Origin of the sequence: Leifsonia stereocauli (assembly GCF_038432415.1) — a bacterium.
Classification (GTDB): domain Bacteria; phylum Actinomycetota; class Actinomycetes; order Actinomycetales; family Microbacteriaceae; genus Orlajensenia; species Orlajensenia stereocauli.
The window spans coordinates 505,659-531,160 of sequence record NZ_JBCAUN010000002.1; the positions used below are offsets into that span (position 1 = coordinate 505,659).

A 25,502-nucleotide genomic window follows, 5' to 3' on the forward strand; every position below is an offset into this window, starting at 1 on the left:
CCTTTCTCATTCGCCCGACGCGTCAGCGCTCGTGGAACCCCGCGTTCGACCCCTCCGCTTCACTTGGCGGGGTTACGGTGACTCGGCAGGTGTTCCTGCACCCGCCAGACCATCGAGTCCGCGCCGAGTCGGATCGTCGGGCGCGCCGAGTCGAGTCGGACCGGTCGGCGTCGTCGCATGCAGGGCATTGCGCATCCGCCCGCCTCGGAGCATCGTGGTCGCATGATCACCAGCCTCGGTCCTGACGAGATCTTCGTATTCGGCTCCAACGCGAGCGGCGCGCACGGAGGCGGGGCGGCCAGGTTCGCCGCCGACAACTTCGGCGCCGTCTGGGGGCAGGCCGAGGGGCTGCAGGGCCGCAGCTACGGCATCGACACCATGAGCGGCCTTCCGACGATCGCGAAGCAGGTGGCCACCTTCCTCGAGTTCGCGGCGCAGCATCCGGAACTCCGCTTCCTCGTCACGGAGATCGGATGCGGCATCGCGGGCTACACCCCCGATCAGATCGCGCCCTACTTCGCTGATGCGACGCAGAACGTCGTGCTGCCCGACGCCTTCGTCAGCGTGCTCGAGGGGCGACCGTGACCGTGGCACTGACGCACGTCGATCCGTCGACGCCGATCGGGAGAGTGGTCCGTGACCTCGACGAAGTGCGCCGTCCACTCGACGCCGACGACGGCGTCGCCGTGTTCGTGGACGTCTACCGCGAGGTGACAGCGCTGGTCGCGCAACGGGTGACGGACGGCACCTTCGATGATCCCGACTTCGTCGAGGTGCTCGACGTGATGTTCGCCGGGTACTTCCTCGCCGTGCCGAAGGCGCTCGCCGCCGACAGGCCCGTGTCGAAGGCGTGGGAGCCGCTCGTCGAGCGTCGGGCCGCGAGGCTGTTCCCGCTGCAGTTCGCCCTCGCCGGCATGAACGCGCACATCAACCACGACCTGGCCCTGGCAGTCGTCACGGTGTGCGCGAAGAAGGATCGCGACCCGGCTTCAGGATCGATCCGCGCCGATTTCGTGCGTATCAACGACGTGCTCGGCGAGCTCGTACGGCCCATCCGACGGTCGTTCCTCGAGAAGACCGTCGTGCAGCACGGTGCAGCCCTGAGCCCGCTCGCCGACATGCTCACCAACTTCTCGATGGAGAAGGCGCGCGACGCGGCCTGGGCGTCGGCGCTCACCCTCTGGACTGTTCGCGACGTTCCGTTCGTGCGCGACATCACCAGGCAGACCCTCGCGAGCACCGTGGGCCTGGTGAGTCGTCAGCTGCTCACGCCGTTCGATCCGCTGGGGCAGCTTCAGGGGCGCTGAGATTCCTGGTGGGTGCCCGCGGCGCCGACCGCGTTGATGACCGCGTCGTCGGCGGATGCTTCCGGCTCGGCGGCATCCATCTCCCGGCGTCGGCGGCGCATGGACACGATGATCCCGGAGACGATCATGAATGCGGCGTAGCAGAAGAGGGCCACGGCGATCATGGGGACGATCCAGGAGCGCGCATCACCGTTCACCGCAGCGTTCACGTAGCCGACGAGAGGCACGCTGTACCAGAGCCGCCCCTGTACCTGCGGCTCGATCACTGTCGGATCGGCGACGTCGTTGTTGTCGCCCTTCGTCGTGAACGAGTACGACCCGTCACTCGCCGCCTGGATCCCGATCACCCGGTGGGTGATGACGGCGGGGTCCCCTGAACGGATCTGGTAGGTGATGACGTCACCCATGCGGACATCGGCCGGGTCGACCGGCCTCACGACGAGAAGCGTGCCAGGGGGCAGCGACGGCTCCATGGATTGTGTGAGCACGGTCATCGGGGTGGCGCCTGCGATCTTCGGAACGACGATCAGTGCGATCGCGAGGCCGATCACGACGGCGAGGAGGCCGAGGCTCGAACCGAGGCCGACGTAGTGGAAGACGCCACGCTCTTTTCCAGCGTTCTCCTGACGCTCGGGTGCATCGATCATGGTGGTCATCAGGATTCCCTTCGCCTGCGGCGCAGGATGGCGGCGAGCCCGCCGGTCAGGAGCGCTGCGGCCGCAGCGATCGGCACGACGGGATCCACTCCCGTGTGGGCGAGAACGTCGAGGTCATGGTCGGATGCCGGGGCGGCACCGGGGCCGCCGACGATCGGGATCGTCGCTCCGCCCGTCGGGCATTCATCGGTCGCCGGGTCCGGAACGGCGTCCTCGGTCATGGTGAACCTCAGCACCGCGTCAGCGGATGCTGCCTGAGCGGTCGTGCCGCCCACATCCGCCATCGACAGGCGGAAGGTGATCGGCACGACGGAGCCGGCCCCGACGAGTCGATCGTCGACGAGTGGGGTGCATGACGACGGTTGGGGTCCCAACCCCACGTTTGCGCCTTCGGTATCGGCCACGGTCGCGCGGATGCTCAGGGCCGCCGTGTACGAGGCATCAGTCGAGTCCTCGATCCATGCGTCCACCCGGAGTCTGGCCGCAACCGAGCTGTCGTTGCGCACCCAGATGCGGGCGGAAGCGCTGCGCCCGGGGATGAACGTGCCCAGCGTCGCGAACAGGCCGGTCGGCAGGGTCGGCGCGAAGGAGACTCCGTCGGAGCTGACTGAGATTGCGTCGGGAGTGGCGGAGGCGCTGGCAGTCGATGCCGGCGAGCCCCAGAGGGCGAAGGCGAGTGCGACCGCCCCGGTGATCGCGACCGGTCGGTTCGGGGGAATCCTGCCCGATCGCATCGTCATCCTGCCAGCACCAGCGTGAATGTCTGCTCGGGCGCGGTCAGGGTGGGGTTCGTCGACGCGCAGGCACGCTGCTCCAGGAGGGCGCCATCGGTGCTCGACGCATCATCGAGGGACAGGCACATGCCACTTCGCACCGACTTGAACTGGTAGCTGTTGGTTCCGGGTACAGGGACGACGGTCCAATACCAGCGGTCAGCTGCGGAGTAGGTGCGCATGAGCACCTGCGTTCCGGCCGTCGTGCTCGCCACCTGCGGGAGAGCCCACGCGAGCCCCGGCGCGTGGCGCGGAATCACCTTGAACCCTCCGGTGACGGGCTGAAGCTGGAACTGCTGGTTGTTGTGACCGTGGCAGGGCCAGATGATGAGGTCTGTGGAGTCGGTGGTCTGTTCCCCGAACACGTCGAGGCACTTCCCGCTGTTGTCGTTCAGGATCCTGTACCACGACGTCGGCGACGTCGGCGCAGGGGTGGTCACGGCGACCTGAGCGGACTTGGTCGACTCATTCCCGGCTCCGTCGATGGCCGCGACCGTGTAGTAGTACGTCTTGGACGGGTCGAGGCCCGAGTCTGTGAACGTGGTGGTCGAGCCGACGGTCGCAAGCAGCGTGTACGTGGTGGTACCGGTGGTGTTGCGGTACACACGATAGCCGGTGACCCCGACCACGTCGCTCGATGCATTCCACGTGAGAGTGGTTCCCCGAGCGACGGTGCTCGAAGCGGCCAGACCTGTGGGAATGCTCGGTGCAGTGAGGTCCGCGACGGACTGAGTGACCGGGGTGAGTGCGGTGGACGTCCAGCTGCCGGTGCCCGCCAGCTTCACGCTCAGGGTCGGTGCGACCGAGGCGACGACGGTCTGATCGGCAGCGGGCAAGGTGGTGAGGATGCAGTACGTGACGGAGGCGCCACCGGAGAGGGAGCCACTGAGCGCCGGCACGCTCGCCCAGGTTCCGGAGAGTGCCGATGCGGGCGCGGGCGAAGTGCAGGGATTGCCGGTGGTCTGCGGCCACACCTTGACCGCCGTCTTGGCGGCGATGGTCGCATTGGACCCGGATGCGAGCGCCGCGCTGGAACTGAAGGTGCCGCTCAGGGTGCCGGTGTTCTGCACCGTGACGGATGTCGCGATCATCGTCGATGATGCCGAGTAGGTGGTCGCGAGGCCCGCGAACCCGGACTGGGTCACCGAGATGGTGCCTGCCGACGAAGACGCCGATGCCGTGCTGCGGTTCACGACCCAGTCCGCATAGCTCGGGATCGCTGTCGCGAACAGGAGGGCGGTCGCAAGGATCAGGGCTCCGCCGACAGTGTGGAGCGGACGGGTCACGACGTCCTCTGATTGCCCTCGAGCGTGATCGTGAACGTGGCCGTGCCACCCTGCACGCTCTGTGGGGCTGCGCTGTCGAGCTTCAGTTCGAAGCAGAGGTAGGTGCTGACGCCCGCGGCGAGCGTGCTCAGGCCGGGTGAGGCCGGCGTGCTGAACGAAGCCAGGGCGACCGTGGGGTCAGCGACGGCGGCGCCGGTGCACGCCGCGCTCGACGCGACCGCTGCCACGCCCAGCCGAAGCTGAGGGGCGAGCGCGTTGGTCGTGCTGCTGACTGTGGTGCTGAGCACGTGGAGGTCGAGCGGGATGGTCCCGGAGTTGGTGACCTTGATCGCGGCTATGCCCATCGTTCCCGGTGCCAGGGGCATCTGCGAGAAGGAGATGGGGCTGGTGGACCCATCGTTGACGGTGATCGCCAGGGTACCCGAGGTTATGGTTCCGGCGGAGACCGACGCCGTGGAGTTCCAGAGGGCGAAGGTGCCGCCGGAGGTCAGGATGGCGGCCGCGCAGAGGGCGACGATCGCGCCGGTGATGACGGTCAGCCGACCCTGCAGGGAGGAGGAGCCGCGCTCACGGCGCAACTGACGGCCTGCTTTCGGCTGTGACTGGGAACTGCGCATGAACTCCTCCTCCCTTCGGGTTGCGTGACTTCGGTGTGGGTCTGGTACTAGCGCTGCTTCAGCTCGAGCTTTACCGTCGAGAAGTTGACTGTCTTGCCCTGGGCCGCAAGTGCATTGCCAGCCGTGGTCGTAACGTCGTTGAACGTGTACTTGATGCGAATAGTTGCTGACTGGGGTCCGCCAGTGGGGGCGACGGGCACGGTCGCCGGTCCGGTGACTTCTGCGCTGCTGCCGAGCTTCACGGCGAGCAAAGTGGCGGATTCGGCGATGAGGCCAGCATCACCAGTCAGCCCGCCTGCGAAACCGAGGGTTGCCGAAAGGCCGTTGCCTTCTGCAGTGATGGTCGTCGTGCCCTTGTAGTAGATGCTCTTGCCCGGGATCACCTGATAAGTCCCGATGGTGATCGGGGCGTCATCGGTGTAGTCGGTGTTGCCGTTGTCGGCAAACCACCCGCCACCCGTCACGCTCGAAATGCTGAGCTTGCCTGAGGTGATGTTCTGGCCGTCAACAGTGGCGCTGTCGTTCCACAGCGCGAATGTGCCGGCGCCGCCGAGGAGAAGGGCAATGCCGGCTGCGCCTGCGATGGACCCCTTGATGATCTTGTTCATGTGGTGCGGTTCCTTCCGGATGAGCGTGCCGACGCACGGGCTCACCACGAATGGCGCGGCCGTGTCGGCCCGAAGTCGCGCCTCACGCGAGGCGGAACACTGATGTAGGGCTCGTGCTGAGTACTCGTCACCTTGACGTGTACCTCGGCCGACTGTATATGTCCGCATAACGACCGACCTAGCGATGTACCCCGGATACTCTGCACCCAGTAGTGGTGTCACACGAGAAGGGGTCGGCGCGGGATGGAGCAGTGATTTCCCCGCCCTGGATGCACGGGTCTGGCGTGCGACGCACGGAAAATGCCCGTAACGCCCTCGAAACAGCGCTTGCGCTGGGTCTGTTGCACGAGATCGACTATCGGCCCGGGTGCGCCACGAGATCGATGATGTACCACGATGGCCCGATTCGAGGCCCCGGGTCCCCCTTTATGCCGTCCCCTGTACCCCGGCGAATTCCGGCGATCTCACCGGGGTTTTCAGTAGCAGCGCCGTCCTCAGCGGATGACGACACCCCCCACTCGGGGTACTTTGTGGTGGGGCACCCGGGACACTAGGCTCACCTCAAGGTATCTGCCACGCGGATACCCCAACCCGATTACGCGTCACTACCGAGCGCCGCCCCTAGCGCACTCCTGTGACGGCACACACGTCAGCCGACCCGAAAGGCACGTGGACATGGAGCCCGAACTCCGTCTGCCCACACTGGAGCACCCCGCTCCGGCTGTGCTCGGTCATGCCCCGACTGCGCTTCGCGCGGTATCAGGGAGCCTGTGTGGCGCGCCATCGGTGTGCTCTCGACGGGCCATGTTCGGGTAGCCCGGCCGAGATGGCAATCCTGCGAGGGACTGCCGCGATGGGGCGGGGAGTAGGGTCTCCGTCCCATCGTTTCTTCAACCCCCACCGCCCGCTGAGGCCCGGGCGAAGCCGCGGTCGAAGCGACCGCTCTGCGGACGCGCGTCGCGCGGTCGCTTCGCTTGGCCCTCTGCGGGCGGGAGTGGGGCGGGAGTGTTCAGCCCTCGGCGCCGCGCAGCTTGTCGCAGAGGCGGGCGAGCTCGGTCAGCTCGGCGTTGTCGAGCATGGTGCCGACGCGCTGGCGAATCGACTCGGCATGCTCGACGGCCACTCGGCGGTAGGCGTCGTAGCCGGTGTCGGTCAGCGTGACGATGGCACCCCGGCCGTCGCTCGGATCGGTGATCTTGTCGAGGAAGCCGCGGGACACGAGGCGGTCGACGAGGCGGCTCACGCTGGGCTGGGTGAGCAGCACGTGCTTGTTGAGGTCGCGCAGGCGCAGGCTTCGTCCGGGTTGACGCGAGATGTTGAACATCACGTCGTACTCGTTGAACGAGATGTCGTGAGCCGGGAACTCGTGGGTGAGGGTCCGCATCACAGCGACCTGGGCGCGGAACAGCGACTCCCACGCTCCGACGGCCGTTGCTTTGTTCGACATGCCTGCCCTCCCCTTCGAGGTACAAGAATAGGGGGCGGCGGCCTCAGGCGTGCGCAGGCAAGCTGGCACCGGGCGGATGAGCCCTCTGGACTGGGCTTCTCTGCGAGTCCGGAGCCGACTCGAGTGGTGCGCGGAGCTGGTTTCGCCGCGCCCGGTGAGTGTCCGCGAACTGTCCCCGGACGTGATTGAGGGCCGGTCGTTGAGGCTAACGACCGGCCCTCTCCCTTGCACCAAGAGTGTCCTGCAATCACATTCCGCGTCAGCCGCCACAGCAAACAACTGACGCTGAATCGAATATATAACGAAGAGGTAACGGCCGCTAGTACCCTGCAGGTGAATTCTCAGAATTCACATGAGTCCCATAAGAATCGCTCAGCTCAGCTCAGCTCAGCTCAGCTCAGCTCAGCTCAGCTCAGCTCAGCTCAGACCGGCTGGGCCGCGTCCGTGTCGGACTCAGGGGAGCCCGTCTCCTCATCTTCGCGCGGACGGCCCGATCCGAGCGAGATCGTGGTGAGCAGGCCGAGTGCGAGGAATCCGGCGGCCGTGAAGGCGGAGTAGCGCGTGGCGTCGCTGAAGGCGGCACGCGCGGCATCCGCCGCCTCCGGCGACTTCTCCTCCAGTGCCGGGATGGCAGAACCCGAACTGTCGACCACGAGGTCGACGACCTGCTCGCGGGCGGCTGCATCCGGAATCGTCGACTCGAGGGAGGAGTCGAGGCTGTTGCCGAGGGAGGTGAACAGCACGGTGCCGAGCACGGCGATGCCGAGCGCCGATCCGAACTGGCGAGCTGTGCTCTGGGTTCCGGATGCCTGCCCGCTCTGCTCCACCGGGACATCGGCGAGCACCACCCCGGTCAGTTGAGCCGTCGCGAGACCCACGCCGAAGCCGTAGACGAACAGGCCGATCACGATCTGCCACCACGGGGTGTCGACCGAGATGACGAGGGCGATGATCACCAGGCCGATGATCTCGAACAGGATGCCGGCCCGCACGATCCAGACGGGGGCGAAGCGATGGCCGAACGCGCCGGCGGCGCCACTCGCGCCGAAGGAGCCGATCGCCAGGGCGAGCAGCACGTAGCCGGTCTGCAGGGCGTCGTAGCCGAGCACGTTCTGCAGCCACAACGGCAGCGACAGGATGATGCCGAACTCGCCGAGCGAGACGATGAGCGCCGCGATGTTGCCGTTGCGGAACGACGCCAGCCGGAACAGCGAGAACGCGATCATCGTGCTCTGGCCCTGCCGCTGCCGCCGGCGGCCCCACCAGATGAATGCGGCGCCGGCCACCACGGTGATGGCGAAGACGATGGGGATGGGTGAGATGGCGAGCGGCCAGGTCCAGTCGCCGATGGTCAGGTCGTCCGCGGCGAGCCACCAGCCGTAGGTGCGACCCTCGATGAGGCCGAAGACGAGGCTGGCCGAGGTGATCACGGAGAGCACGGCGCCGACGACATCGACGCGGGAAGGATGCGCCGCCCTCGACTCGGTGACGGCGAAGAGGGCGCCGACGACGATGAGGATGCCGAGCGGCACGTTGATGCCGAAAGCCCAGCGCCAGGAGTACTCGGTGGTGAGCCACCCGCCGAGCAGTGGTCCGACGGCGGCCATGCCGCCGATCGTCGATCCCCAGACGGCGAAGGCGATGCCGCGTTCCCTGCCCCGGAAGGTCGCATTGATGAGGGAGAGCGTCGTCGGCAGGATCATGGCGCCGCCGATGCCCTGGATGACGCGCGAGAAGATCAGGAACTCGCCCGTCGGCGCCAAGGCGGCCATGATGCTCGCCAGGGCGAAGATCGAGATGCCGATGATCAGCATCCGTCGTCGTCCCCACTGGTCGGCGAGGGTGCCGAAGACCAGCAGCAGTGCGGCGAAGACGAGGGTGTAGCTCTCCTGCACCCACTGCACCTGCGTGGAGCTGATGTCGAGGTCGTCGATGATCGACGGGATCGCCACGTTGACGATCGTGGAGTCGACGATGATCAGAGCGACGGCGAGGCTGATGACGACGAGGCCGAGCCAGCGGCGACGATCGCCGATGGCCGACGGATGCTGCCCGCTCACGTCGTGGGTCCTTCCGGTTCGGTGACATCGTCGAGGAAAGCCGTGATGACGGCCTGCTCCTCGGGGGTGAAGTCCGCGAGGGTCTCTCGCACGATCCGTTCGGCCCGGAGGCGCTGCTCGCGCAGTGTCTCGTTCTGTCTCGGTTCCATCGTGCTCCCTTCGCCGTACTTCTGTCTCTGTAATCGTAAGTCTCTGTCACCGAGAGTTTATTCCCCGCCCGGCTTCAGTCACAATGAGACCGTGGACGAAATGGGCGTCGAGGATGAGACGGGTGTCGAGGCGGGGAGCCTTCGACGGATCACCCGCGCCCACCAGCGACTGCACTCGGCGACCGAGCAGGTCTCCAGCGCCTTCGCCACGCTGCAGGGCCTCCACCAGATCGATCTCGAGGCGCTCCTCGCCGTGATGAACGCGGAGAGAGCCGGGTCGCCGCTGACCCCGGGTCAGCTCGGAGCTGCCGTGCGGTTGAGCTCTGCGGCGACAACTGGCCTCGTCGACCGGTTGGAACGGGCCGGTCACCTCGAGCGCCGCCGGGACGACGAGGACCGCCGTCGCGTGCACCTGTACTACGCAGACGCGAGCATGAAAGTGGCCGAGCAGTTCTTCGGCCCGCTCGGGAAGATCTCGTCGGACCTGCTGGCCCGCTACACACCCCAGGAGCGCGAGCTCATCAACGGGTATCTTGAAGCGGCCGCCGACGGGATGGCCGCCCACGCACGCGCTCTGCGGGAGCCCGGCGACAACTGATCCGCGCTGCGGGTACTCGAGGGGGAACGCATGGACGTGCTGGTCATCGGGGTGCTGGGTGTGCTCGCCATCGTGCTCGCTGCACAGGCCTCGGGCAAGCTCGGTGTCGCGGCACCGCTGCTGCTCGTCGTGCTCGGCATCGGTGTGAGTCTGCTTCCGTTCGTCGGCGACATCGAGATCGAGCCCGAGTGGATCCTCGCCGGTGTCCTGCCGCCCCTGCTCTACTCCGCTGCGGTGTCGATGCCCACGATGGAGTTCCGCCGCGACTTCCGGGCCATCGCAGGCCTCTCCGTCATTCTGGTCGTCGTGAGCTCGGTGCTCCTCGGCCTCCTGTTCGCGTGGCTCATCCCGGGGCTCGGGCTGGCGGCCGCCATCGCCCTCGGCGCCATCGTCAGTCCGACGGATGCCGTGGCGACCTCGATCGTCAAGAAGCTCGGCGTCTCGCCGCGCATCGTCGCCGTGCTCGAGGGCGAGAGCCTGCTGAACGACGCGACGGCGCTGGTGCTGCTGCGCTCGGCCATCGCCGCGACGGCCGCCACAGTTTCGTTCTGGGGCGTCCTGGGGGACTTCGCCTACGCCGTCGCGGTGGCCGTCGTGATCGGGGTCGTCGTCGGCTGGCTCAACCTGCGGCTGCGGCACCGCGTGAAGGACGCGGCGGTCAACACCGCCATCTCGTTCACGATCCCGTTCATCGCCTCAGTGCCCGCCGAGGTGCTCGGAGCCTCCGGCCTCGTGGCGGCCGTGGCAGCCGGACTCGTCACCGGAATCGGCGCGCCGCGCTGGCTCACACCGGCTCATCGATTCTCGGATGCCCAGAACTGGCGCACCATCGAGCTGTTGCTCGAGGGTGCGGTCTTCCTGGTGATGGGCCTCGAACTCTGGACGCTGCTCGACGATGTCGGCACGGCGGACAACGGACTCTGGACCGCACTCTGGATCGGCGCACTGGCCCTGGTGGCCACGGTCCTGGTCCGAACCGCCTACGTGGTCCCGCTGCTGCAGGGTCTTGCCCGCTCGGCCAAGCGCAAGGCGGCGCGGACCGAGCAGTTCGGTGCGATCCAGGAGCGCATCGACCGGATGGAGGCTGGCACGCCGGCGCTCGGCGACGGGCAGGCCGGCGGCGATCCCCGGCGCAGTCGTGGCATGCCGCCTGGGGATCCGACCCGCATGGAGGATCGCCCGATCCCGAAGCTGCGGCCCGGCGACGCCGACAGGTTCCGCGACCGAGTGGTGCGCTACGTCGCCGACGCGGACTACATGCAGGCCGAGCCCCTCGGAGTCAGGCAGGGCGCCGTCGTGGTCTGGGCCGGCATGCGCGGCGTCGTGACCCTCGCGGCAGCGCAGACCCTGCCCCAGGACACGGAGTCTCGATCGCTGCTCGTGCTCATCGCCTTCGTCGTGGCGGCGCTGTCGCTGCTCATCCAGGGCGGAACCCTCGGCTGGCTCGCCCGCCGACTAGGGCTCACGGGCATCGGCGTGAACATCGAGGAGCGTGAGCGACTCTCGGCCGAGCTCAGGGAGGTGTCCCTGAAGGTCCTCACCGACAAGGGCATCGACCCGCGCGAGATGATGCGCCGCAGTACCGACGAGACCGCATCCGACGTGCCGGATCCGAAGGCGGACTTCGATCGGGTTCGTGCCATACGCGTGGAGATGATCGATGCACAGCGGCTGCGCCTCCTCGAGCTGCAGAAGGCGGGAACCTACTCGTCGGGCGCACTCACCTGGGCGCTCCAGTCGCTCGACGCCGACCAGATCAGCATCGAGCTGCACGCGCCGGACGCCGGGGAGTAGCCCCCGGCTCGCTGCGCTTCGAACGCGGACTTCGTCCGGTTCTCAGCGAGCGGATCTCGCAGAGGGCCGTGCGACGCGACCGCCCGAAGCGCGTCACCGGGCGGGGCGCCATTGCATGCGCACGCCCCCGGTGCCAGCATCCGTCGCCGCTGTGACAGTTCGTGACGATAGTGACGAACTGTGAAACATCGCGCTGGTCAGGGCCTGCGGCCCCGACATACCTTCTGGGCATCACCCACCGGAAGGAAGTCAGCCATGACGCCGCCTGAGACCTCGACACCGCTGCAGACCCGCACGCCGGATGCCGCCCTCGCCGCCGCGCCGCCAGCGTCCGTGGATCGCTCGCCGACATCGGAGCCGGCGGAGCAGGCGAAGCCGGGCGCGACCGCCCAGCTCGAGGTGGTGCATCCGAAGCACTGGACGCGCTGGATCCTGAGTGCCGTCGCCGTGTTCTTCGTGGCCCAGTTCCTCTGGTCGCTCGTGACGAACGGCCAGTACCGCTGGGATGTCTTCGCGGAGTTCTTCTTCAGCGACGCCGTCGTGAAGGGCCTCGGCCTGACGCTCTGGCTCACCGTGATCGCCGGGGCTGTCGGATTCGCCCTCGGCGGCCTGCTCGCCGTTGCCAGACTGTCGAAGTCGCCGTTGCTCAACTCGCTGGCGTGGAGCTTCATCTGGTTCTTCCGCTCGGTGCCGCTCGTCGTTCAGTTGGTGGTCTGGTACAACCTCGGCTACCTCTACCCGCAGTTGGGACTCGGCTGGCCGTTCACCACGGACTTCTGGTTCGCGTCGTTCGACACCGTCACGCTCATCTCGTCGTTCGCAGCGGCCGTGCTCGGTCTGTCACTGCACCAGGCCGCCTATTCGGCCGAGATCATCCGCGCCGGCATCCTCTCCGTCGACCAGGGTCAGCTCGAGGCGGCGGCTGCCCTCGGCCTGCCGCGGCGCGTGCGGTTCTTCCGCATCATCCTGCCGCAGGCCGCCCGGGCCATCGTGCCCAACGCCTTCAACGAGGTGATCGGTCTCGTGAAGGGCACCTCAGTGGTCTTCGTGGTCGCCCTGCCCGAGCTGTTCTACACCGTGCAGGTGGTCTACAACCGCAACCAGCTGGTGATTCCACTGCTGCTCGTCGCCGTGGTCTGGTACGCGATCATCACGACCATCCTGTCGATCGCGCAGTTCTACATCGAGCGCCGCTTCTCGCGAGGAGCGTTGCGCGTGCTCCCGCCCACGCCGATCCAGCGCGCGACCGGCTGGGTGCGCACGCAGTGGGCGCGGCTCGACGACACGCCATCCGTCACCGACGAACCCGCGCTCGACACCCCGACAGGAGCCGCCCGATGAGCACAACCACCCGTCTCGCGCCATCATTCGACGAGAACATCACCGCTGCCCAGTCGCGCCGCAGCACCGACGGGCTCGTCGAGATCAGCGGAGTCAGCAAGTCGTACGGACCACACGAGGTGCTGCACGACATCGACCTGACCATCGAGCCTGGAGAGGTCGTGGCCCTGCTCGGTCCGTCGGGGTCAGGCAAGTCGACCCTGCTGCGCGCGATCAACCACCTCGAGAGCGTCGACCGCGGCTCCGTCACCATCGACGGCCAGTACATCGGCTACGAGCGTCGCGGCGACAAGCTCTACGAGCTGCACGAGAAGGAGGTGCTCAAGCGCCGCACGCAGGTGGGGATGGTGTTCCAGAACTTCAACCTGTTCCCGCACCTCACGGCCATCGAGAACATCGTCGAGGCTCCCATCGCTCTCGGACGCCTGAGCAAGTCGGATGCCCGGGCGCTCGCGCTAGGACTGCTGGCGCGGGTCGGGCTCTCCGACAAGGCCGACCACTACCCGCGCCAACTCTCGGGCGGACAGCAGCAGCGGGTCGCCATCGCTCGCGCGCTCGCACTGAAGCCGAAGGTTCTGTCGTTCGACGAGCCGACCAGCGCCCTCGACCCGGAACTCGTCGGCGAGGTGCTCGCCGTGATCGGTGAGCTCACGAAGCTCGGCACGACGCTCGTCATCGTGACCCACGAGATCGGGTTCGCCCGGGAGGTGGCCGATCGCGTGGTCTTCCTCGACGGCGGGCGCGTGCTCGAGCAGGGGACGCCGGCGCGCGTGCTCCTGCATCCGCAGCATCCGCGCACCCAGGACTTCCTGCGGAAGGTGCTCTGACCGAGGCTCCCCAGCCCCACCCACACGTTCCTCTCGGCATGCATCGGCCGGGAGGGCAGACCCCGCGCGCCCACTCCGGCGCCGCGGATCCCACATCAGGAGAAGAGGCACATCATGGCAGTCAACAAGAAGAAGGTCGGCGTGATCGTCGGTGGCGTCGCCGTCGTCGCGATCGTCGGCGGCATCATCGCCGCAGTCGCGGTCAACGGGGCCGGCGCTGGCTCGGCCGAGGCGGCTCCGGCACCGACGCCCACCTCGGCCGCGCTCGAGTTCGACCTCACGAGCAAGAACGTCGAAGGGCGCCCGCGCATCGATCCCGTTCCCGATGCCGTCGCCGCGCTGAAGGCCAGTGGCTTCGAGCCCGTCACGTCCGGATCGCTCACCGTCGTCGGCAGTGCCTACATCCCGCCACTCGGCTTCCTCGCCGAGGACGACAATGCCACCCTGCTCGGCAGCGAGCCCGACTTCGGCCAGCTCATCGCCGACGGTCTGGGACTGAAGCTCAAGAGCGAGGTCGCGGCGTGGGCCGACTGGCCTCTCGGCATCCAGTCGGGCAAGTACGACCTCATCACCGCGAACGTCACCGTGACCGAGGAGCGAAAGGATCTGTTCGACTTCGCCTCGTACCGCAACGACGAGCTCGGCTTCTACGTGCGCAGTGACAGCGACATCACCTCGATCAAGGATGCCGCGGATGTCGCCGGCCTGTCCATCATCGTCGGCTCCGGCACCAACCAGGAGAAGATCCTGCTTGCCTGGGACGAGGAGAACAGGGCCGCCGGGCTCGACCCCGTCGACTTCCAGTACTTCGACGACGACGCAGCCGGCACCCTCGCCCTGCAGTCCGGTCGCGTCGACGCGACCTTCGGCCCGAACGCGACGGCCGCGTACAAGGCGGCTGTCGACGGGAAGACGAAGCTCGTCGGCCTCGTGAACGGCGGCTACCCGGCCAATGCGCAGATCGCCGCCGGCACCGCCAAGGGCAACGGTCTCATCGAAGCCGTCAGCATCGTGCTGAACTACGCCATCGAGAACGGCCAGTACGACGAGATCCTCAAGCGTTGGGGTCTGGAGTCCGAGGGCATCGAGGAGAGCGAGGTCAATCCGGCCGGCCTTCCTCGCGGTTGACCTACTGGGACTGAACGGCGAACGGCCTCTCTCCCGCGTGTGGGAGAGGGCCGTTCGTGTTCGTGGGCGCGTCACTCCAAGCGTCGCTCCTCCTCGGCTTCGAGGCGGGCCTTCTCGGCATCGCGTCGCTCTTGTTCCTTCTGGATGCGCTCTTCCTCGGGCGTCTTGTCCGTCATGAGAACTCCCTTCTGCTCGGTGACAGGAGGCTACTCTCTCGGGTCGCCGCTCGCGCAGGCCGTGATCGCAGCGAGCAGCCGTATCGAGACCACATGCGGGCGCGGCGCTCCTCCCGCCGCTCGCTGCGTGCACGGCTCGGCCGGTGCGCTTCGACCGCGGACTTCGTCCGGGTCTCAGCGGCGGGAGGCGGCTGCGAACGGTCAGACCAGCTCGCGGGCGAAGCAGAGCGACATCGGAAGAGCGTCGTACGGCGGGTAGACGGGGATCGGGGTGTAGCCGAGCCACTCGTAGAGGCGCACGGCCTCGGGCTGGCGGTCGCCGGTCTGCAGGATGAGCCGCGTCGCGCCCTCCGCGACGGCCGCAGCTTCCACGGCCGCGATCAGCGATCTCGAGATGCCATGACCGCGGTGGCTGGGCAGGGTGACGACGCGCTTCAGCTCCCACTCCTCGCCGAGACGGCGCAGGGCCGCGTGGCCGACGGCCTCGCCGTCGACGACGGCCAGGTAGGTCGCACGGATGTCGGCCGGGTTCAGCGCCAGCGCCTTCCGCGCCTCCTCGGCGGCAGCCGGATCCCAGTCGTCCCAAGCCGAGGCGTACCGCGCGCCCATCTCCTCGTCCATGGCAGCGCGCAGCGCGTCGGCGCGCGCGTCATCCCAGTCGACGGACTCGATCGTGAGCGACGGGGTCTCCGCCATGGTGTTCTCCTTCGGTGGTTCTGACTGCGCGCCGTTTCGCGTGGTTCTGCGCCCATTCGGTTGGCGCAGACCCCCACAGAATGGCGCGCGGCGAGGATGGGCCGCGTCCGGGGCGGGGAGGTCAGGCTCCGCCGGGCGAGAATCGCCCCAGCGAGAATACTCCCGGGGCGGCCCGTCCGATGGTGAGGTCGGCGAGCACCCGGCCGATCGAGGGCGTGAACTTGAATCCGTGGCCCGAGAATCCGGCACCGACGGTGATCGGGCCGGCGGAGTCGAGGATGAACGTCGAGTCCGGTGTGGTCGTGTAGGTGCAGCTGATCTCGACTGCGGCATCCGCATCCGCTCCAGGCAGCCATTCACGCGCGTAGCGGCGCAGGGCCGCCAGCTGGACGGGCTCGGAGGTGAAGTCGCGCGCATCGGGATCGACGACGGGACCGACGCCGTGCCACCCGGCCTTGATACCCTCGCCCGGCGTGTGCATGCCGTAGACGCCCGAGTACCACCAGGTGTCCTCCGCTCCGGGCCGGTGGTTGAAGCCCGGCCACTCGAAGGAGGTGTCGAGCACGGCGAAGTGCGCCGGCTGCTCCTGCGTGACCACGAGCGGCGGAAGGTCGACGATGCCGTCCAACAGCTTCTGCGTCCACGCACCGGCCGTGACGACGGCGTGACGAGCGGTGATCGTGCCTGTCTCCGTCGTGACACGCACCCGGTGCTCGCCGAGCGCCTCGACGGCGAGCACACGGGTGTCGTGGCGTACCTCGGCACCGCGTGCGCGAGCGGCCTGCTGCAGGGCTGCGACCGAGGCATCGGCGTTCAGCCGACCTGCCGTCGGCGTGTGGAGCACGCGGGTCTCGAAGCGCAGTCCGGGCCATCGGGCCGCGGCCTCGGATGCCGGGAGGAACTCGCTCGGGATGCCGACGGACTCGAGGCCGGCGTGCACGGCGTCGAGCTCGGGATTGTCGCCGTGGTTGACGATGCCGACCTGAGCGAGGAGGGCGGCATCCGTCTCGTCCTCGAGTTCGCGCCAGAGGCGCAGCGACTCGACCAGGAGCGCGAGGTGCACCGGATCGCCGTAGCTGACGTTGAAGTTGCGGGAGGCGCCGTGCGAAGCACCCTGGGCATGCCCGGGGGAGAAACGCTCGAGGAGCGTGACCCGCGTGCCGCGGCTCGCGAGCTGCCAGGCCGTGGCCGAGCCCATCGCTCCGCCGCCGATGACGACGACATCGGTATCCGTCGTGGTCATCAGGCGGCCCCGACCGGAATGGTGAACGCGAGCAGCTGGATCGTGCGACCGCCCTCGGTGATGGAGCCTTCGCGCTCCGGCAGACGGCCGAATCCGAGCCTCTCGTAGAGCCTGTGGGCGCCCACCATCTGCTGGCCGCTGTTCATGACGACGTGGTCGAGGCGTCTGAGGCGCGCGAGCTCGATGACGTGCCGCGTCAGCAGTGCGCCGATGCCACGGCCGCGAGCAGGCGGGTCGACGGCAAGGAGCCTGAAGTCGAGTTCGCCGTCCCGGGCGAGCGGCGAGATGCTGTGGCCGGGTCGCGGCGTCGCGACGGCGCCGAGCAGGGTCCCCGAGACCGAGTCTACGGCCACCCACACCTGGTGCTCCCGCGCCCGCTCGGCGATCTGCCTGATCGAGGTGCGGTAGCTCTCGGTGATGTCGTACTCGCTCGTGTAGGCGCGCTCGGAGAGGTCGGCGGCGGCCTCGTACTCGTCGGGACGCACCAGCCTCACCAGGACGTCGTCGCGATCGCGCAGAGGCTTGACGAATTCGACATGCTGGATGGGCGAGCCGTCGGGCTCGGCCGATCGGTTCGGGATCAGCTCGTAGCCGAGGGTTCGGTACAGGGTCTGCGACACGAGATTGCGGGTTCCGGTGTCGAGGACCACGGATGCCGCACCCCAGCCGAGGGCGACCTCCTCGGCTGCGAGGGCGAGCGAGCGACCGAGCCCGAGCCCGCGCGTCTCGGCCACGACGCCGAGCAGGCGCAGCTCTGCCTCCTCGCCGACGGCCAGGCGCGACTGCGGCGTTCCAGCACGCAGCAGCGTGGCGGTTCCGAGGATGGCGCCGTCTGACCCCACGGCCACCAGCACGGTGCCCGATGCCGCCCGCGCCGCGACGTCGTTCACGAGCTCCCGGCGCTCGGTCGTCACGGGGAGATGCCCGTACGGCCCGTCGGCGAAGGCGCGCTCGGTGACGCGCCCGACCTCGTCGTATTCGTCGGGGTGTGCTGGGCGGATCTCGATGGGGGATGTCACTCGCTGGCGATCCTTTCTCTCTACCTTCGATTGTGCTGACTCGACCGTGAGAGGGAGCTGTGTTACCCGCGGTGTCGACGCATGACGCGTTCGTGACGCAGCGCATTGCTGCGGAATCCGTCGCTCCGTTAGCTTCGCACGATGCCGAGCCGGACAGGCCCGCGCGAAGGGAGCCGTGCTGCCATGGACGACGCCGTGCGCATAGTCATCGTGGGGGCGGGCCCGCGCGCCGTCATGCTCCTCGAGCGCCTGTCGGCGAATCAGGCCGACACCTCGAACCGCGGCGACGCGACGCCGCTGCATGTCACCCTGGTCGACCCGCATCCGCCGGGAGCCGGTCGTATCTGGCGTCATGACCAGTCACCCCTGCTCAAGCTCAACTCGATGGCGAAGGACGTGACGGTCTTCACCGACGAGTCCTGCCGTATCGCCGGGCCCGTGACGCCGGGACCGTCGCTGATCGAGTGGGCCGAGGAGGTGCGGTCCGGCCTTCGACCCGAAGTCACCGTGACGGATGCCGCGGTGCAGGCCGAGATCGCCGCATTGCAGGGTGGGAGCTTCCCGACCAGGCGCCTCAACAGCGCCTACCTGGGCTGGTTCCACGAGTCGATCGTGCGCGATGCGCCGGAGTCGCTCGCGGTCACTGTTCTCGCAGCGACGGTGCTCTCGGTGGTGGGCGGGGCCGACGAGGGCACCCACGCCCACCGCGTCGAGCTCGACACCGGTGAGACCCTCGACGCCGACATCGTGGTCTACGCCGTCGGCCACAACGCCCGCGAGCAGGGCGAGCGCGAGCGGCAGTTGCTGGCCTTCGCCGGCCGCAACGGCTTCACCTACGTCGCCCCCGACTTCACCGCCGACGCCGACCTCAGCCGCATCAGTGCCGGCCGGAATGTGATCGTGCGTGGCATGGGCCTCGCCGCCACCGACCTCGTGGTGCTGCTGTTCGAGGGGCGCGGCGGCTCGTTCTCGCGCGGCGCGGACGGACGGCTCGCCTATGTCGCGTCCGGACAGGAGCCGATCGCGCACCTGGGTTCCCGTCGCGGAGTGCCGTATCGGTCGAAGATCACGTCGGCGCTGCAGGGCGATGCACCCCGGCTGGAGGTGCTGACGCCCGAGCACATCGCCGCGCTGGGGGCGGCATCCGGCACCCTCGACTTCGACCGCGATGTCTGGCCCCTCGTGGCCACCGAGCAGCTGCTCGGCTACTACCGCGAGCTGTTCACCGGGCATCCCGATCGGATCGCCGCCGAGTGGGCGGAGGTCAGTGAGCGCATCCGGAGCCTGCCGTGGAACTCGGCCGAGCTGCTGGAGGTCATCGCGCAGGCGGTTCCGGATGCCGCAGACCGATTCGCTCTCGTGAGCTTCGACCGGCCGCTCGGGCAGGAGAGATTCGCCTCGTCCGCCGAGCTGCAGGAGCGCGTGCGTGCGCACATCGCCGACGACCTCGCCCTACGCACCGAGCAGCGGCACAGCGCGACCCAGGGACTCTTCCTCGCGACGCTCTACGCGTTCATGGCCGTCGCCGAGATCCCGCGCGACGCCTGGAACGAGCGCACGCGCACCCAGACGCTGCCGCGTGACTGGCACCACTACTTCTCCTATGTGGCCAGCGGCCCGCCCGGGCATCGACTCGAGGAGCTGCTCGCTCTCGCGGAGGGCGGCCTCGTGCGATTCCTCGGGCCGGACGTGCGTGTGCGGGCCGAAGAGGGCGTCGGCTTCGTCGCCGACAGCCCGAGCACCCCCGGATCGGTGACGGCCGCCGCCCTGGTGGACGCCTGGCTGCCCGAGTCGAACGCGGCGGCGAGCGTCAACCCCGTGCTCCGCGAGCTGGTGTCCCGCGGTGCAGGAGCGGAGCGGATCACCGTCCACCCCGAGCACTCGAGGGTCGTCGACGACCTCGGCCGGGAGCATCCGTCGGTCTTCGCCGTCGGCAGCTTCACCGCGGCCCCCGAATCCGGCGCTTTCACACGGCCCGGCATCAACGCCCTGCCGTTCCGCCAGAACGACGCTCTGGCGCTCGCCCTTCTCGCGCAGGCGGCTCGAGTGCGCGACGAGCGGGCACTCGAGCCGGCCTGAGCGAGGACGAGCGGCTCAACCCGCTCGCTGAGACCCGGACGAAGTCCGCGGTCGAAGCGCAGGTCGGACGGAGACCTGATGCGGCCGGTGGCGGCCGCGCGGCCGGTCGCCGGGCTGCTCAGCCGACCTCGCGGGCCTCGACCCGGGCCGGCTGCGGCTCGGGCAGCTCGAGGTTGTCGCGCAGGGTCGCGCCCTCGGTGTACTCGGTGCGGTACACGCCGCGCTCCTGCAGCAACGGGATGACGCGATCGACGAACTCGTCGAGGCCGTAGGGATTCGTGGTCGGCACGATGACGAAGCCGTCGCTGGCGCGGTGCTGCACTAAGCGGTCGATCTCGGCGGCGATGTGCTCTGGCGTGCCGACGAAGCTCTGCCGTCCCGTCGTGCGGATGACCAGTTCCCGGATGCTGAGGTTCTCGGCCGCGGCCAACTCGCGCCACGATGCGACGAGCGCGCCGACGTCGCGGGTGTGCCGCGCGCGCCCGCGCGAGATGCCGGGGCCGTCGAGGTCGGGCTCCACCTCCGGCAGCGGACCGTCGGCGTCGTAGGAGCTGAGGTCGCGACCCCACACCTGCTCGAGCGTGGAGATCGCGGTCTGGTGACTGACCTGGGCGAGGGTGGTCTCGCGCGCTTTCTCCGCCGCATCCGCGGCCGAATCGCCGATGACGAAGGTGGCCCCGGGCAGGATCTTCAGCGAGTCCTCGGTGCGACCCCATCCGGCCAGGCGTCCCTTGACGTCCGAGTAGAAGGTGCGACCGTCCTCGAACGCGCTGTGCAGCGAGAAGATGACCTCGGCGTGACGGGCGGCGAAGTCGCGGCCGTCGGGGGAGTCGCCGGCCTGCACGATCACGGGGTAGCCCTGCGGGCTGCGCGGAACGCTGGACCGACCCGTCACGTCGAACTGCGCTCCGTGGTGGCTGACGGTGTCGATGGCGTCGTCGGAGAGGAAACGTCCGGTGGTTGCATCCGCCACCAGGGCGCCCTCGCTCCAGCTGTCCCAGAACTCCTTGGCCAGGCTCACGAACTCGGCGGCGCGGGTGTAGCGGTCGCCGTGATCGAGGAAGCCGCCCCGGCGGAAGTTCGCGCCGTGGAAGGCATCGGATGAGGTCACCACGTTCCAGCCGGCGCGACCGTTCGAGAGGTGGTCGAGGGTGGCAAGCTGGCGTGCCAGTTCGCAGGGCTCGTTGAAGGTGGCGCTGAGGGTGCCGACCAGGCCGATGTGCTCGGTGACGGCGGCCACCGCCGCGAGGATGGCGAGGGTGTTCGGCCGGCCGACGACGTCGAGGTCGTGGATGAGCCCGCGGTGCTCGCGCAGCCTCAGGCCCTCCGCGAGGAAGAGGTAATCGAAGCGGCCGCGCTCGGCGTTGCGGGCGAAATGCTCGAAGGAGGAGAAGTCGACCTGGCTGAGCGAGCGCGGGTCGCTCCAGATGGTGGTGTTGTTCACACCCGGGAAGTGGGCGGCCAGGTGCACCCGTCGGGGCGTCGTGGTCATGCTGCGGTCTCCTCGGTGCTCGTGGATGGCGTGCGGGTGGCGGGCGCTGCGGCATAGCGGTTCTCGGCACGGCCGAAGCCGAGGCGCTCGCGGAGGGTCTGGCCGTCGGTTGCCGCTGCGCCCTCGCGCTCGAGCCGGGGGAGTACCTTCTCGGTGATGGTCACCAGGTCGCGCGGCAGGCGGGCCGGGCGCAGCCTGAAGCCCTCGTAGCCGAGTGCCGTCCAGGCGTCGAGCTGATCGATGAGTTCGTCGGGTGTGCCGGCGAAGATCAGGGCGTCGGATGCGAGCGGCGTGCCGTTCTGCTCGTCGAGCCGGTCGAGGGTCGACCGTGCGGCGGCAGGCGAGTCCTCGAGCAGCACGACGAGGTCGGCGTAGAGCGCCAGTGAGCGGCCGCCGCGACCCACGCGCACCTCGGCGTCGCGCACTTCGTCGCGGATGAACACGGCGTCGGCGTCGGTGTGCGGGGTGACGTAGACGATGTCGGCACTGGTCGCGGCCAGTTCGTAGGGGATGCGCTGGTGCGCGAGCACCGTCACGAGGGGCTGGCCCTGCGGGGAGCGCGGCGTGATCGAGGTGCCCTTCACGCTGAAGTACTCGCCCTCGAAGTCGGCGTAGTGCAGCTTGTCGCGGTCGATGAAGCGGCCGGTGGACGCATCGCGGATGATGGCGTCGTCCTCCCAGCTGTCCCAGAGGCGGCGCACCACCTCGATGGCGTCGCGGGCCTCGGCGAACAGACGCTTCTCCAGCGCGATGCCCTCGGCGGAGCTCAGCTGGTCGATGGTCAGCGACGGGAACGAACGCCGGCCGATGAGGGCGGCATCCGCGGCGCCGGCCGAGACCTGAGCTCGCCAGCCGGCACGGCCGAGACTGGCGAAGTCGAGGGTCTGCAGGGCCGTGGCCACGTGGAACGGCTCGGTGTGGGTCGTCGTGACGGTCGGGATGAGCCCGATGCGGCCGGTGAGCGGCGCGACGAAGGAGGCGATGAGTAGGGCGTCGAGGCGGCCGCGCACGTGGTCGATGCGATCATCGGGGCGGGCGAATGCCGCCGACTGCAGGCCGAGCGAGTCCTCGATGGTGACGAAGTCGACTCCGCCCCTCTCGGCCGTGCGCACGAGGTCGAGCCAGTACCCGGCCGTGAACAGGTCGCGGGGCCGGGCGTCGGATTCGCGCCAGGCCGCCGGATGCCAGCCGGCTCCATCGAGGGCGACGGCGATGGTTCTGGTCATGACTCTCAGTGCTCCTTGTCGAACGTGCCCGCCTGGTCGGAGCGTGCCTGCTCCGTGATCGCGTTGCACCAGCCTGAGAGCGGCGGCCGACGTTGACAACCGCGGTCGTAACACGGCGAACGCTCGTGTCACGGGGCGTCACGCTTGCGTGGATGCGCTCGGACCGTCGGCTTGACTGATGACATGAGCGAGTATCTCGAGAGCACCGACCGCCAGTACACCAAGGTCTACAAGGAGCACACGCCCGACATCCTCGCGGCGTTCGCGACCTTCGACGAGGCCGTGTTCGCCAAGGACGGTCGCGCGATCCCGCTCAAGTACCGCGAACTGATCGCGCTCGCCGTCTCCATCACCACGCAGTGCGTGTACTGCATCGACGGCCACAGCAAGAACGCCGTCAAGGCCGGAGCCGACGAGGCCGAGCTCGCCGAGGCGGCCTGGGTCGCCACGGCGATCAGGGCCGGCGGCGGCTACACCCACGGCCGTCTGGCGTTCAAGCTCTCGGGAGCTCACGAGCACTGAGCGGCGCCCGCTTCAGGTGGTGGCTTCGACCGGCCCTCAGCGAGCGGGTGCATGAGCACCGCTCGTTGGGGCCCGGACGAAGTCCGCGGTCGAAGCGGCCTCTGACCGGCTCAGTACAGGTCAGGGCTCGGGGTCGAGGCCTGACGGATGGAGACATCCGCGTGGCGATCGAAGCGGTAACCGACGCCGCGCACTGTGCGCACGATGTCCTCGTAGGCGCCGAGCTTGGCGCGCAGACGCCGCACGTGCACGTCGATGGTGCGCTCGTTCGGCACCTCGTCGTCGCCCGCGGCATCCCAGAGCGATGAGATGAGCTCGGCGCGCTCGATGGTGCGGCCCTCGCGCAGCACCAGGTACTGCAGCAGCTCGAACTCCTTGTAGGTGAGCCCGGCCGATTCGCCGTCGAGGAGGACGCGCTTGCGTGAGATGTCGACGATCACGCCGGCGGGGTGGCGATCGGCGGCATCCGGAGTCTGGCGGTGCTTGGCGAGTGCCGACGGGTCCTGCAGGGCGAGGCGCACGACGTCGACGTCGCGTCCGCCGGCTCCCTGCGGTGCGAGGGCGACGGCGGCGTAGGTCTCGGAGCCGGGGGCGACCTCGGCGGCCAGCGCCTTCAGAGCCTCGACGACGCGGTGGAGCGTGGTTCCGGACGCGGCTGCCTTGGCCTCGTCGAACCCGACGTAGAGCACGAAGCCGCGCGCCTCGGTTCCGTCCGGCACGGCGCGAACGCGGGGCGGCTGCGTCGGGGCCTCTGCGGCGAGATCGGTGAGCGAGTCGGGTGAGGTGTACTGGGCGATCGACATGAGAAGTCCTTCAGAGAGGATGGTGCTGTGATGAACCTGTCGCGGGTGAGGGGCGACGAGAGGGGTTCGGTGAATGGCGGCCGGAAGGCCTCGGGAGTCCGCTACGGGACTCGGCGGTCGGTGCTGGTGTCAGCTGCACATTCGACAACACATGCGCGCACGGCCGGGCATCATCATGCCGGCATGCCTCTGGGCCTCGAGCGAGGTCAGGGGGTGTGCGTTCTTGGTCATGATGGTCAGTAAAACCACTGTGACGAGATGTGTCAATTCACTGTCGGCGCATGACGGACACGCGACCGCATCAGGTGCGCTGAAGGGCGCACGGCGTGGCAGCATCCGTCATCGACGGACTAATGGGCAAAGAAAAACCGATGAAAGCGAGTTCCATCGGATTTTCTTGATCGGATGCGGCGACGGCGTGTCGTCGACCGAAGAATATTCGCCCTACACGAGTCCGTAGAGCCGGTCGCCCGCGTCGCCCAGTCCGGGGACGATGTAGCCGTGCTCGTTCAGGTGGTCGTCGACAGCGCCGAGGACGATCGTGACGTCGTGACCCTCGAAGGCCTTCTCGACCGCGGCGAGGCCTTCTGGAGCGGCCAGGATGCAGATCGCGGTGACGTCCTGCGCCCCACGGTCGAACAGGAACTGGATCGCCGCGGCGAGCGAGCCGCCGGTGGCGAGCATCGGGTCGAGCACGAAGCACTGGCGGGCGGAGAGGTCGTCGGGCAGGCGCTCGGCGTACGTGGTGGGCTCGAGGGTGACCTCGTTGCGCGCCATGCCGAGGAAGCCGACCTCGGCGGTGGGGAGCAGCTTCACCATGCCCTCGAGCATGCCGAGGCCGGCTCGCAGGATGGGAACGACGAGCGGCCGGGGCTCGCTGATGCGCACGCCGGTGGTCTCGGCAACGGGCGTCTGGATGGTGTGCGGCTCGACGCGCACGTCGCGAGTCGCCTCATAGGCCAGCAGCGTCATGAGCTCATCGACGAGCGAGCGGAAGACCGGCGAAGGGGTGTCCTTGTCGCGGAGAACCGTCAGCTTGTGAGTGATGAGCGGGTGGTCGGCAACGTGGACTCGCATAGGCTCATCCTAGTTCGAGCAGGAGGTGGCGGCCCATGGGGTCTTCCGACGCGCACAGCGCGCTCATGCTGCTCGCACTCGACGAGGCCCGGGTTGCCCTAGCGGGCGGCGACGTCCCCGTCGGGGCGGTGGTGACGGATGCCGCCGGCCGTGTGATCGGGCGAGGCCGCAACGAGCGCGAGCTCACCAACGACCCGACTGCTCACGCCGAGATCGTGGCGATTCGCGAGGCCGCGGCGGCCCTCGGCGACTGGCACCTCGAGGGCTGCACGCTCACGGTGACGCTCGAGCCCTGCGTCATGTGCGCGGGGGCGATCCTGGCGGCACGCCTGCCCGTCGTCGTGTTCGGCGCCTGGGACGAGAAGGCCGGCGCCTCGGGCTCGTTGTACGACGTGCTGCGCGACCGCAGGCTCAACCACCGCGCCGAGGTCTTCGCCGGCGTCGAGGAGGCCGAGTGCTCGCGAATCCTGCTCGACTTCTTCGAGGGGAAGCGGCGCCCACCGCTGGTCGAGTAGGCCGCGGCGCCGAACCGCTCGCTGAGGCCCGGACGAAGTCCGCGGTCGAAGCGCCGGAAGCCG

At 68.6% G+C, this 25,502-nt stretch carries 25 protein-coding genes; 10 read left to right on the plus strand and 15 right to left on the minus strand.

The window, feature by feature from the left end; genetic code table 11:
- Window positions 1-222 precede the first annotated feature (222 nt).
- Both AADV74_RS11270 and AADV74_RS11275 read left to right on the plus strand, forming a co-directional pair.
- Window positions 223-585, plus strand: a complete 363-nt coding sequence (locus AADV74_RS11270; protein ID WP_342114059.1) for an A1S_2505 family phage non-structural protein — start codon at window positions 223-225, stop codon at window positions 583-585.
- Complete coding sequence (locus AADV74_RS11275) at window positions 582-1,307, plus strand: DUF5995 family protein (RefSeq protein ID WP_342114061.1); 726 nt, start codon at window positions 582-584, stop codon at window positions 1,305-1,307. Before AADV74_RS11270 ends, AADV74_RS11275 begins: the two co-directional genes overlap by 4 nt.
- On the opposite strand, the gene AADV74_RS11280 is transcribed toward AADV74_RS11275, so the two are convergent.
- From AADV74_RS11280 to AADV74_RS11315, 8 genes are all read right to left on the minus strand, one after another.
- A complete protein-coding gene (locus AADV74_RS11280) occupies window positions 1,295-1,963 on the minus strand; it encodes a signal peptidase I (RefSeq protein ID WP_342114063.1) in 669 nt (222 codons plus the stop codon). The genes AADV74_RS11275 and AADV74_RS11280 overlap by 13 nt on opposite strands.
- The gene (locus AADV74_RS11285; RefSeq protein WP_342114064.1) at window positions 1,963-2,697 is read right to left on the minus strand and encodes an LPXTG cell wall anchor domain-containing protein; all 735 of its coding nucleotides are present in this window, start codon (window positions 2,695-2,697) and stop codon (window positions 1,963-1,965) included. Before AADV74_RS11285 ends, AADV74_RS11280 begins: the two co-directional genes overlap by 1 nt.
- A gap of 2 nt (window positions 2,698-2,699) precedes the next feature.
- Window positions 2,700-4,022, minus strand: a complete 1,323-nt coding sequence (locus AADV74_RS11290) for an RICIN domain-containing protein (RefSeq protein WP_342114066.1) — start codon at window positions 4,020-4,022, stop codon at window positions 2,700-2,702.
- Entirely contained in the window at window positions 4,019-4,639 is a 621-nt protein-coding gene (locus AADV74_RS11295; protein ID WP_342114067.1) for a TasA family protein, read from the minus strand. Before AADV74_RS11295 ends, AADV74_RS11290 begins: the two co-directional genes overlap by 4 nt.
- A 47-nt stretch (window positions 4,640-4,686) precedes the next feature.
- Window positions 4,687-5,247, minus strand: coding sequence for an alternate-type signal peptide domain-containing protein (locus tag AADV74_RS11300; protein WP_342114069.1), 561 nt, complete (start codon window positions 5,245-5,247; stop codon window positions 4,687-4,689).
- Window positions 5,248-6,256: 1,009 nt separating this feature from the next.
- Window positions 6,257-6,694, minus strand: coding sequence for a MarR family winged helix-turn-helix transcriptional regulator (locus AADV74_RS11305; protein WP_342114070.1), 438 nt, complete (start codon window positions 6,692-6,694; stop codon window positions 6,257-6,259).
- 422 nt (window positions 6,695-7,116) lie between these two features.
- Window positions 7,117-8,754 carry an MFS transporter gene (locus AADV74_RS11310; protein WP_342114072.1) on the minus strand — a complete coding sequence of 546 codons (1,638 nt, stop codon included), beginning with the start codon at window positions 8,752-8,754 and terminating at the stop codon, window positions 7,117-7,119.
- Window positions 8,751-8,903 carry a hypothetical protein gene (locus AADV74_RS11315; protein ID WP_342114074.1) on the minus strand — a complete coding sequence of 51 codons (153 nt, stop codon included), beginning with the start codon at window positions 8,901-8,903 and terminating at the stop codon, window positions 8,751-8,753. Before AADV74_RS11315 ends, AADV74_RS11310 begins: the two co-directional genes overlap by 4 nt.
- A gap of 100 nt (window positions 8,904-9,003) precedes the next feature.
- On the opposite strand from AADV74_RS11315, the gene AADV74_RS11320 reads away from it, so the two are divergent.
- The 5 genes from AADV74_RS11320 (at window position 9,004) to AADV74_RS11340 (ending at window position 14,591) form a co-directional block, all read left to right on the plus strand.
- Window positions 9,004-9,501: a MarR family transcriptional regulator gene (locus tag AADV74_RS11320; RefSeq protein WP_342115166.1), complete on the plus strand. Its 498-nt coding sequence runs from the start codon at window positions 9,004-9,006 to the stop codon at window positions 9,499-9,501.
- A gap of 30 nt (window positions 9,502-9,531) precedes the next feature.
- Window positions 9,532-11,295, plus strand: coding sequence for a cation:proton antiporter (locus tag AADV74_RS11325; RefSeq protein ID WP_342114076.1), 1,764 nt, complete (start codon window positions 9,532-9,534; stop codon window positions 11,293-11,295).
- 255 nt (window positions 11,296-11,550) lie between these two features.
- Window positions 11,551-12,636 carry an amino acid ABC transporter permease gene (locus AADV74_RS11330; RefSeq protein ID WP_342114077.1) on the plus strand — a complete coding sequence of 362 codons (1,086 nt, stop codon included), beginning with the start codon at window positions 11,551-11,553 and terminating at the stop codon, window positions 12,634-12,636.
- Window positions 12,633-13,463 (plus strand): amino acid ABC transporter ATP-binding protein, encoded by an 831-nt coding sequence (locus tag AADV74_RS11335; RefSeq protein WP_342114079.1) that lies wholly within the window; start codon window positions 12,633-12,635, stop codon window positions 13,461-13,463. Before AADV74_RS11330 ends, AADV74_RS11335 begins: the two co-directional genes overlap by 4 nt.
- 114 nt (window positions 13,464-13,577) lie before the next feature.
- On the plus strand, window positions 13,578-14,591 hold the full coding sequence (locus tag AADV74_RS11340; RefSeq protein WP_342114080.1) for an ABC transporter substrate-binding protein: 1,014 nt from the start codon (window positions 13,578-13,580) through the stop codon (window positions 14,589-14,591).
- A gap of 377 nt (window positions 14,592-14,968) precedes the next feature.
- Here the strand turns inward: AADV74_RS11340 and AADV74_RS11345 are convergent, their stop codons facing one another.
- The 3 genes from AADV74_RS11345 to AADV74_RS11355 form a co-directional block, all read right to left on the minus strand.
- Entirely contained in the window at window positions 14,969-15,463 is a 495-nt protein-coding gene (locus AADV74_RS11345) for a GNAT family N-acetyltransferase (protein ID WP_342114082.1), read from the minus strand.
- A gap of 121 nt (window positions 15,464-15,584) precedes the next feature.
- The gene (locus AADV74_RS11350; protein WP_342114083.1) at window positions 15,585-16,706 is read right to left on the minus strand and encodes an FAD-dependent oxidoreductase; all 1,122 of its coding nucleotides are present in this window, start codon (window positions 16,704-16,706) and stop codon (window positions 15,585-15,587) included.
- Complete coding sequence (locus AADV74_RS11355; RefSeq protein WP_342114085.1) at window positions 16,706-17,725, minus strand: GNAT family N-acetyltransferase; 1,020 nt, start codon at window positions 17,723-17,725, stop codon at window positions 16,706-16,708. The genes AADV74_RS11350 and AADV74_RS11355 overlap by 1 nt, the downstream gene beginning before the upstream one ends.
- Before the next feature lie 183 nt (window positions 17,726-17,908).
- Between AADV74_RS11355 and AADV74_RS11360 the strand changes: the two genes are divergently transcribed.
- A complete protein-coding gene (locus AADV74_RS11360; protein WP_342114087.1) occupies window positions 17,909-19,804 on the plus strand; it encodes an FAD/NAD(P)-binding protein in 1,896 nt (631 codons plus the stop codon).
- A gap of 118 nt (window positions 19,805-19,922) precedes the next feature.
- Here AADV74_RS11360 and AADV74_RS11365 read toward each other — a convergent pair whose 3' ends face one another.
- Together AADV74_RS11365 and AADV74_RS11370 are read right to left on the minus strand one after the other, a co-directional pair.
- Window positions 19,923-21,296 carry an NtaA/DmoA family FMN-dependent monooxygenase gene (locus tag AADV74_RS11365; RefSeq protein WP_342114089.1) on the minus strand — a complete coding sequence of 458 codons (1,374 nt, stop codon included), beginning with the start codon at window positions 21,294-21,296 and terminating at the stop codon, window positions 19,923-19,925.
- Window positions 21,293-22,522: an LLM class flavin-dependent oxidoreductase gene (locus AADV74_RS11370; protein ID WP_342114090.1), complete on the minus strand. Its 1,230-nt coding sequence runs from the start codon at window positions 22,520-22,522 to the stop codon at window positions 21,293-21,295. The genes AADV74_RS11365 and AADV74_RS11370 overlap by 4 nt, the downstream gene beginning before the upstream one ends.
- 183 nt (window positions 22,523-22,705) lie before the next feature.
- Here AADV74_RS11370 and AADV74_RS11375 point away from each other — a divergent pair, with 183 nt between their 5' ends.
- On the plus strand, window positions 22,706-23,044 hold the full coding sequence (locus AADV74_RS11375) for a carboxymuconolactone decarboxylase family protein (protein ID WP_342114093.1): 339 nt from the start codon (window positions 22,706-22,708) through the stop codon (window positions 23,042-23,044).
- A 110-nt stretch (window positions 23,045-23,154) separates the two neighbouring features.
- Here AADV74_RS11375 and AADV74_RS11380 read toward each other — a convergent pair whose 3' ends face one another.
- Both AADV74_RS11380 and upp read right to left on the minus strand, forming a co-directional pair.
- On the minus strand, window positions 23,155-23,847 hold the full coding sequence (locus AADV74_RS11380; protein WP_055909268.1) for a winged helix-turn-helix domain-containing protein: 693 nt from the start codon (window positions 23,845-23,847) through the stop codon (window positions 23,155-23,157).
- 444 nt (window positions 23,848-24,291) lie between these two features.
- The gene (gene upp, locus AADV74_RS11385; protein WP_056169450.1) at window positions 24,292-24,924 is read right to left on the minus strand and encodes a uracil phosphoribosyltransferase; all 633 of its coding nucleotides are present in this window, start codon (window positions 24,922-24,924) and stop codon (window positions 24,292-24,294) included.
- A 35-nt stretch (window positions 24,925-24,959) separates the two neighbouring features.
- Between upp and AADV74_RS11390 the strand changes: the two genes are divergently transcribed.
- Window positions 24,960-25,439 (plus strand): nucleoside deaminase, encoded by a 480-nt coding sequence (locus AADV74_RS11390; RefSeq protein ID WP_342114121.1) that lies wholly within the window; start codon window positions 24,960-24,962, stop codon window positions 25,437-25,439.
- The last annotated feature ends 63 nt before the right edge of the window (window positions 25,440-25,502 follow it).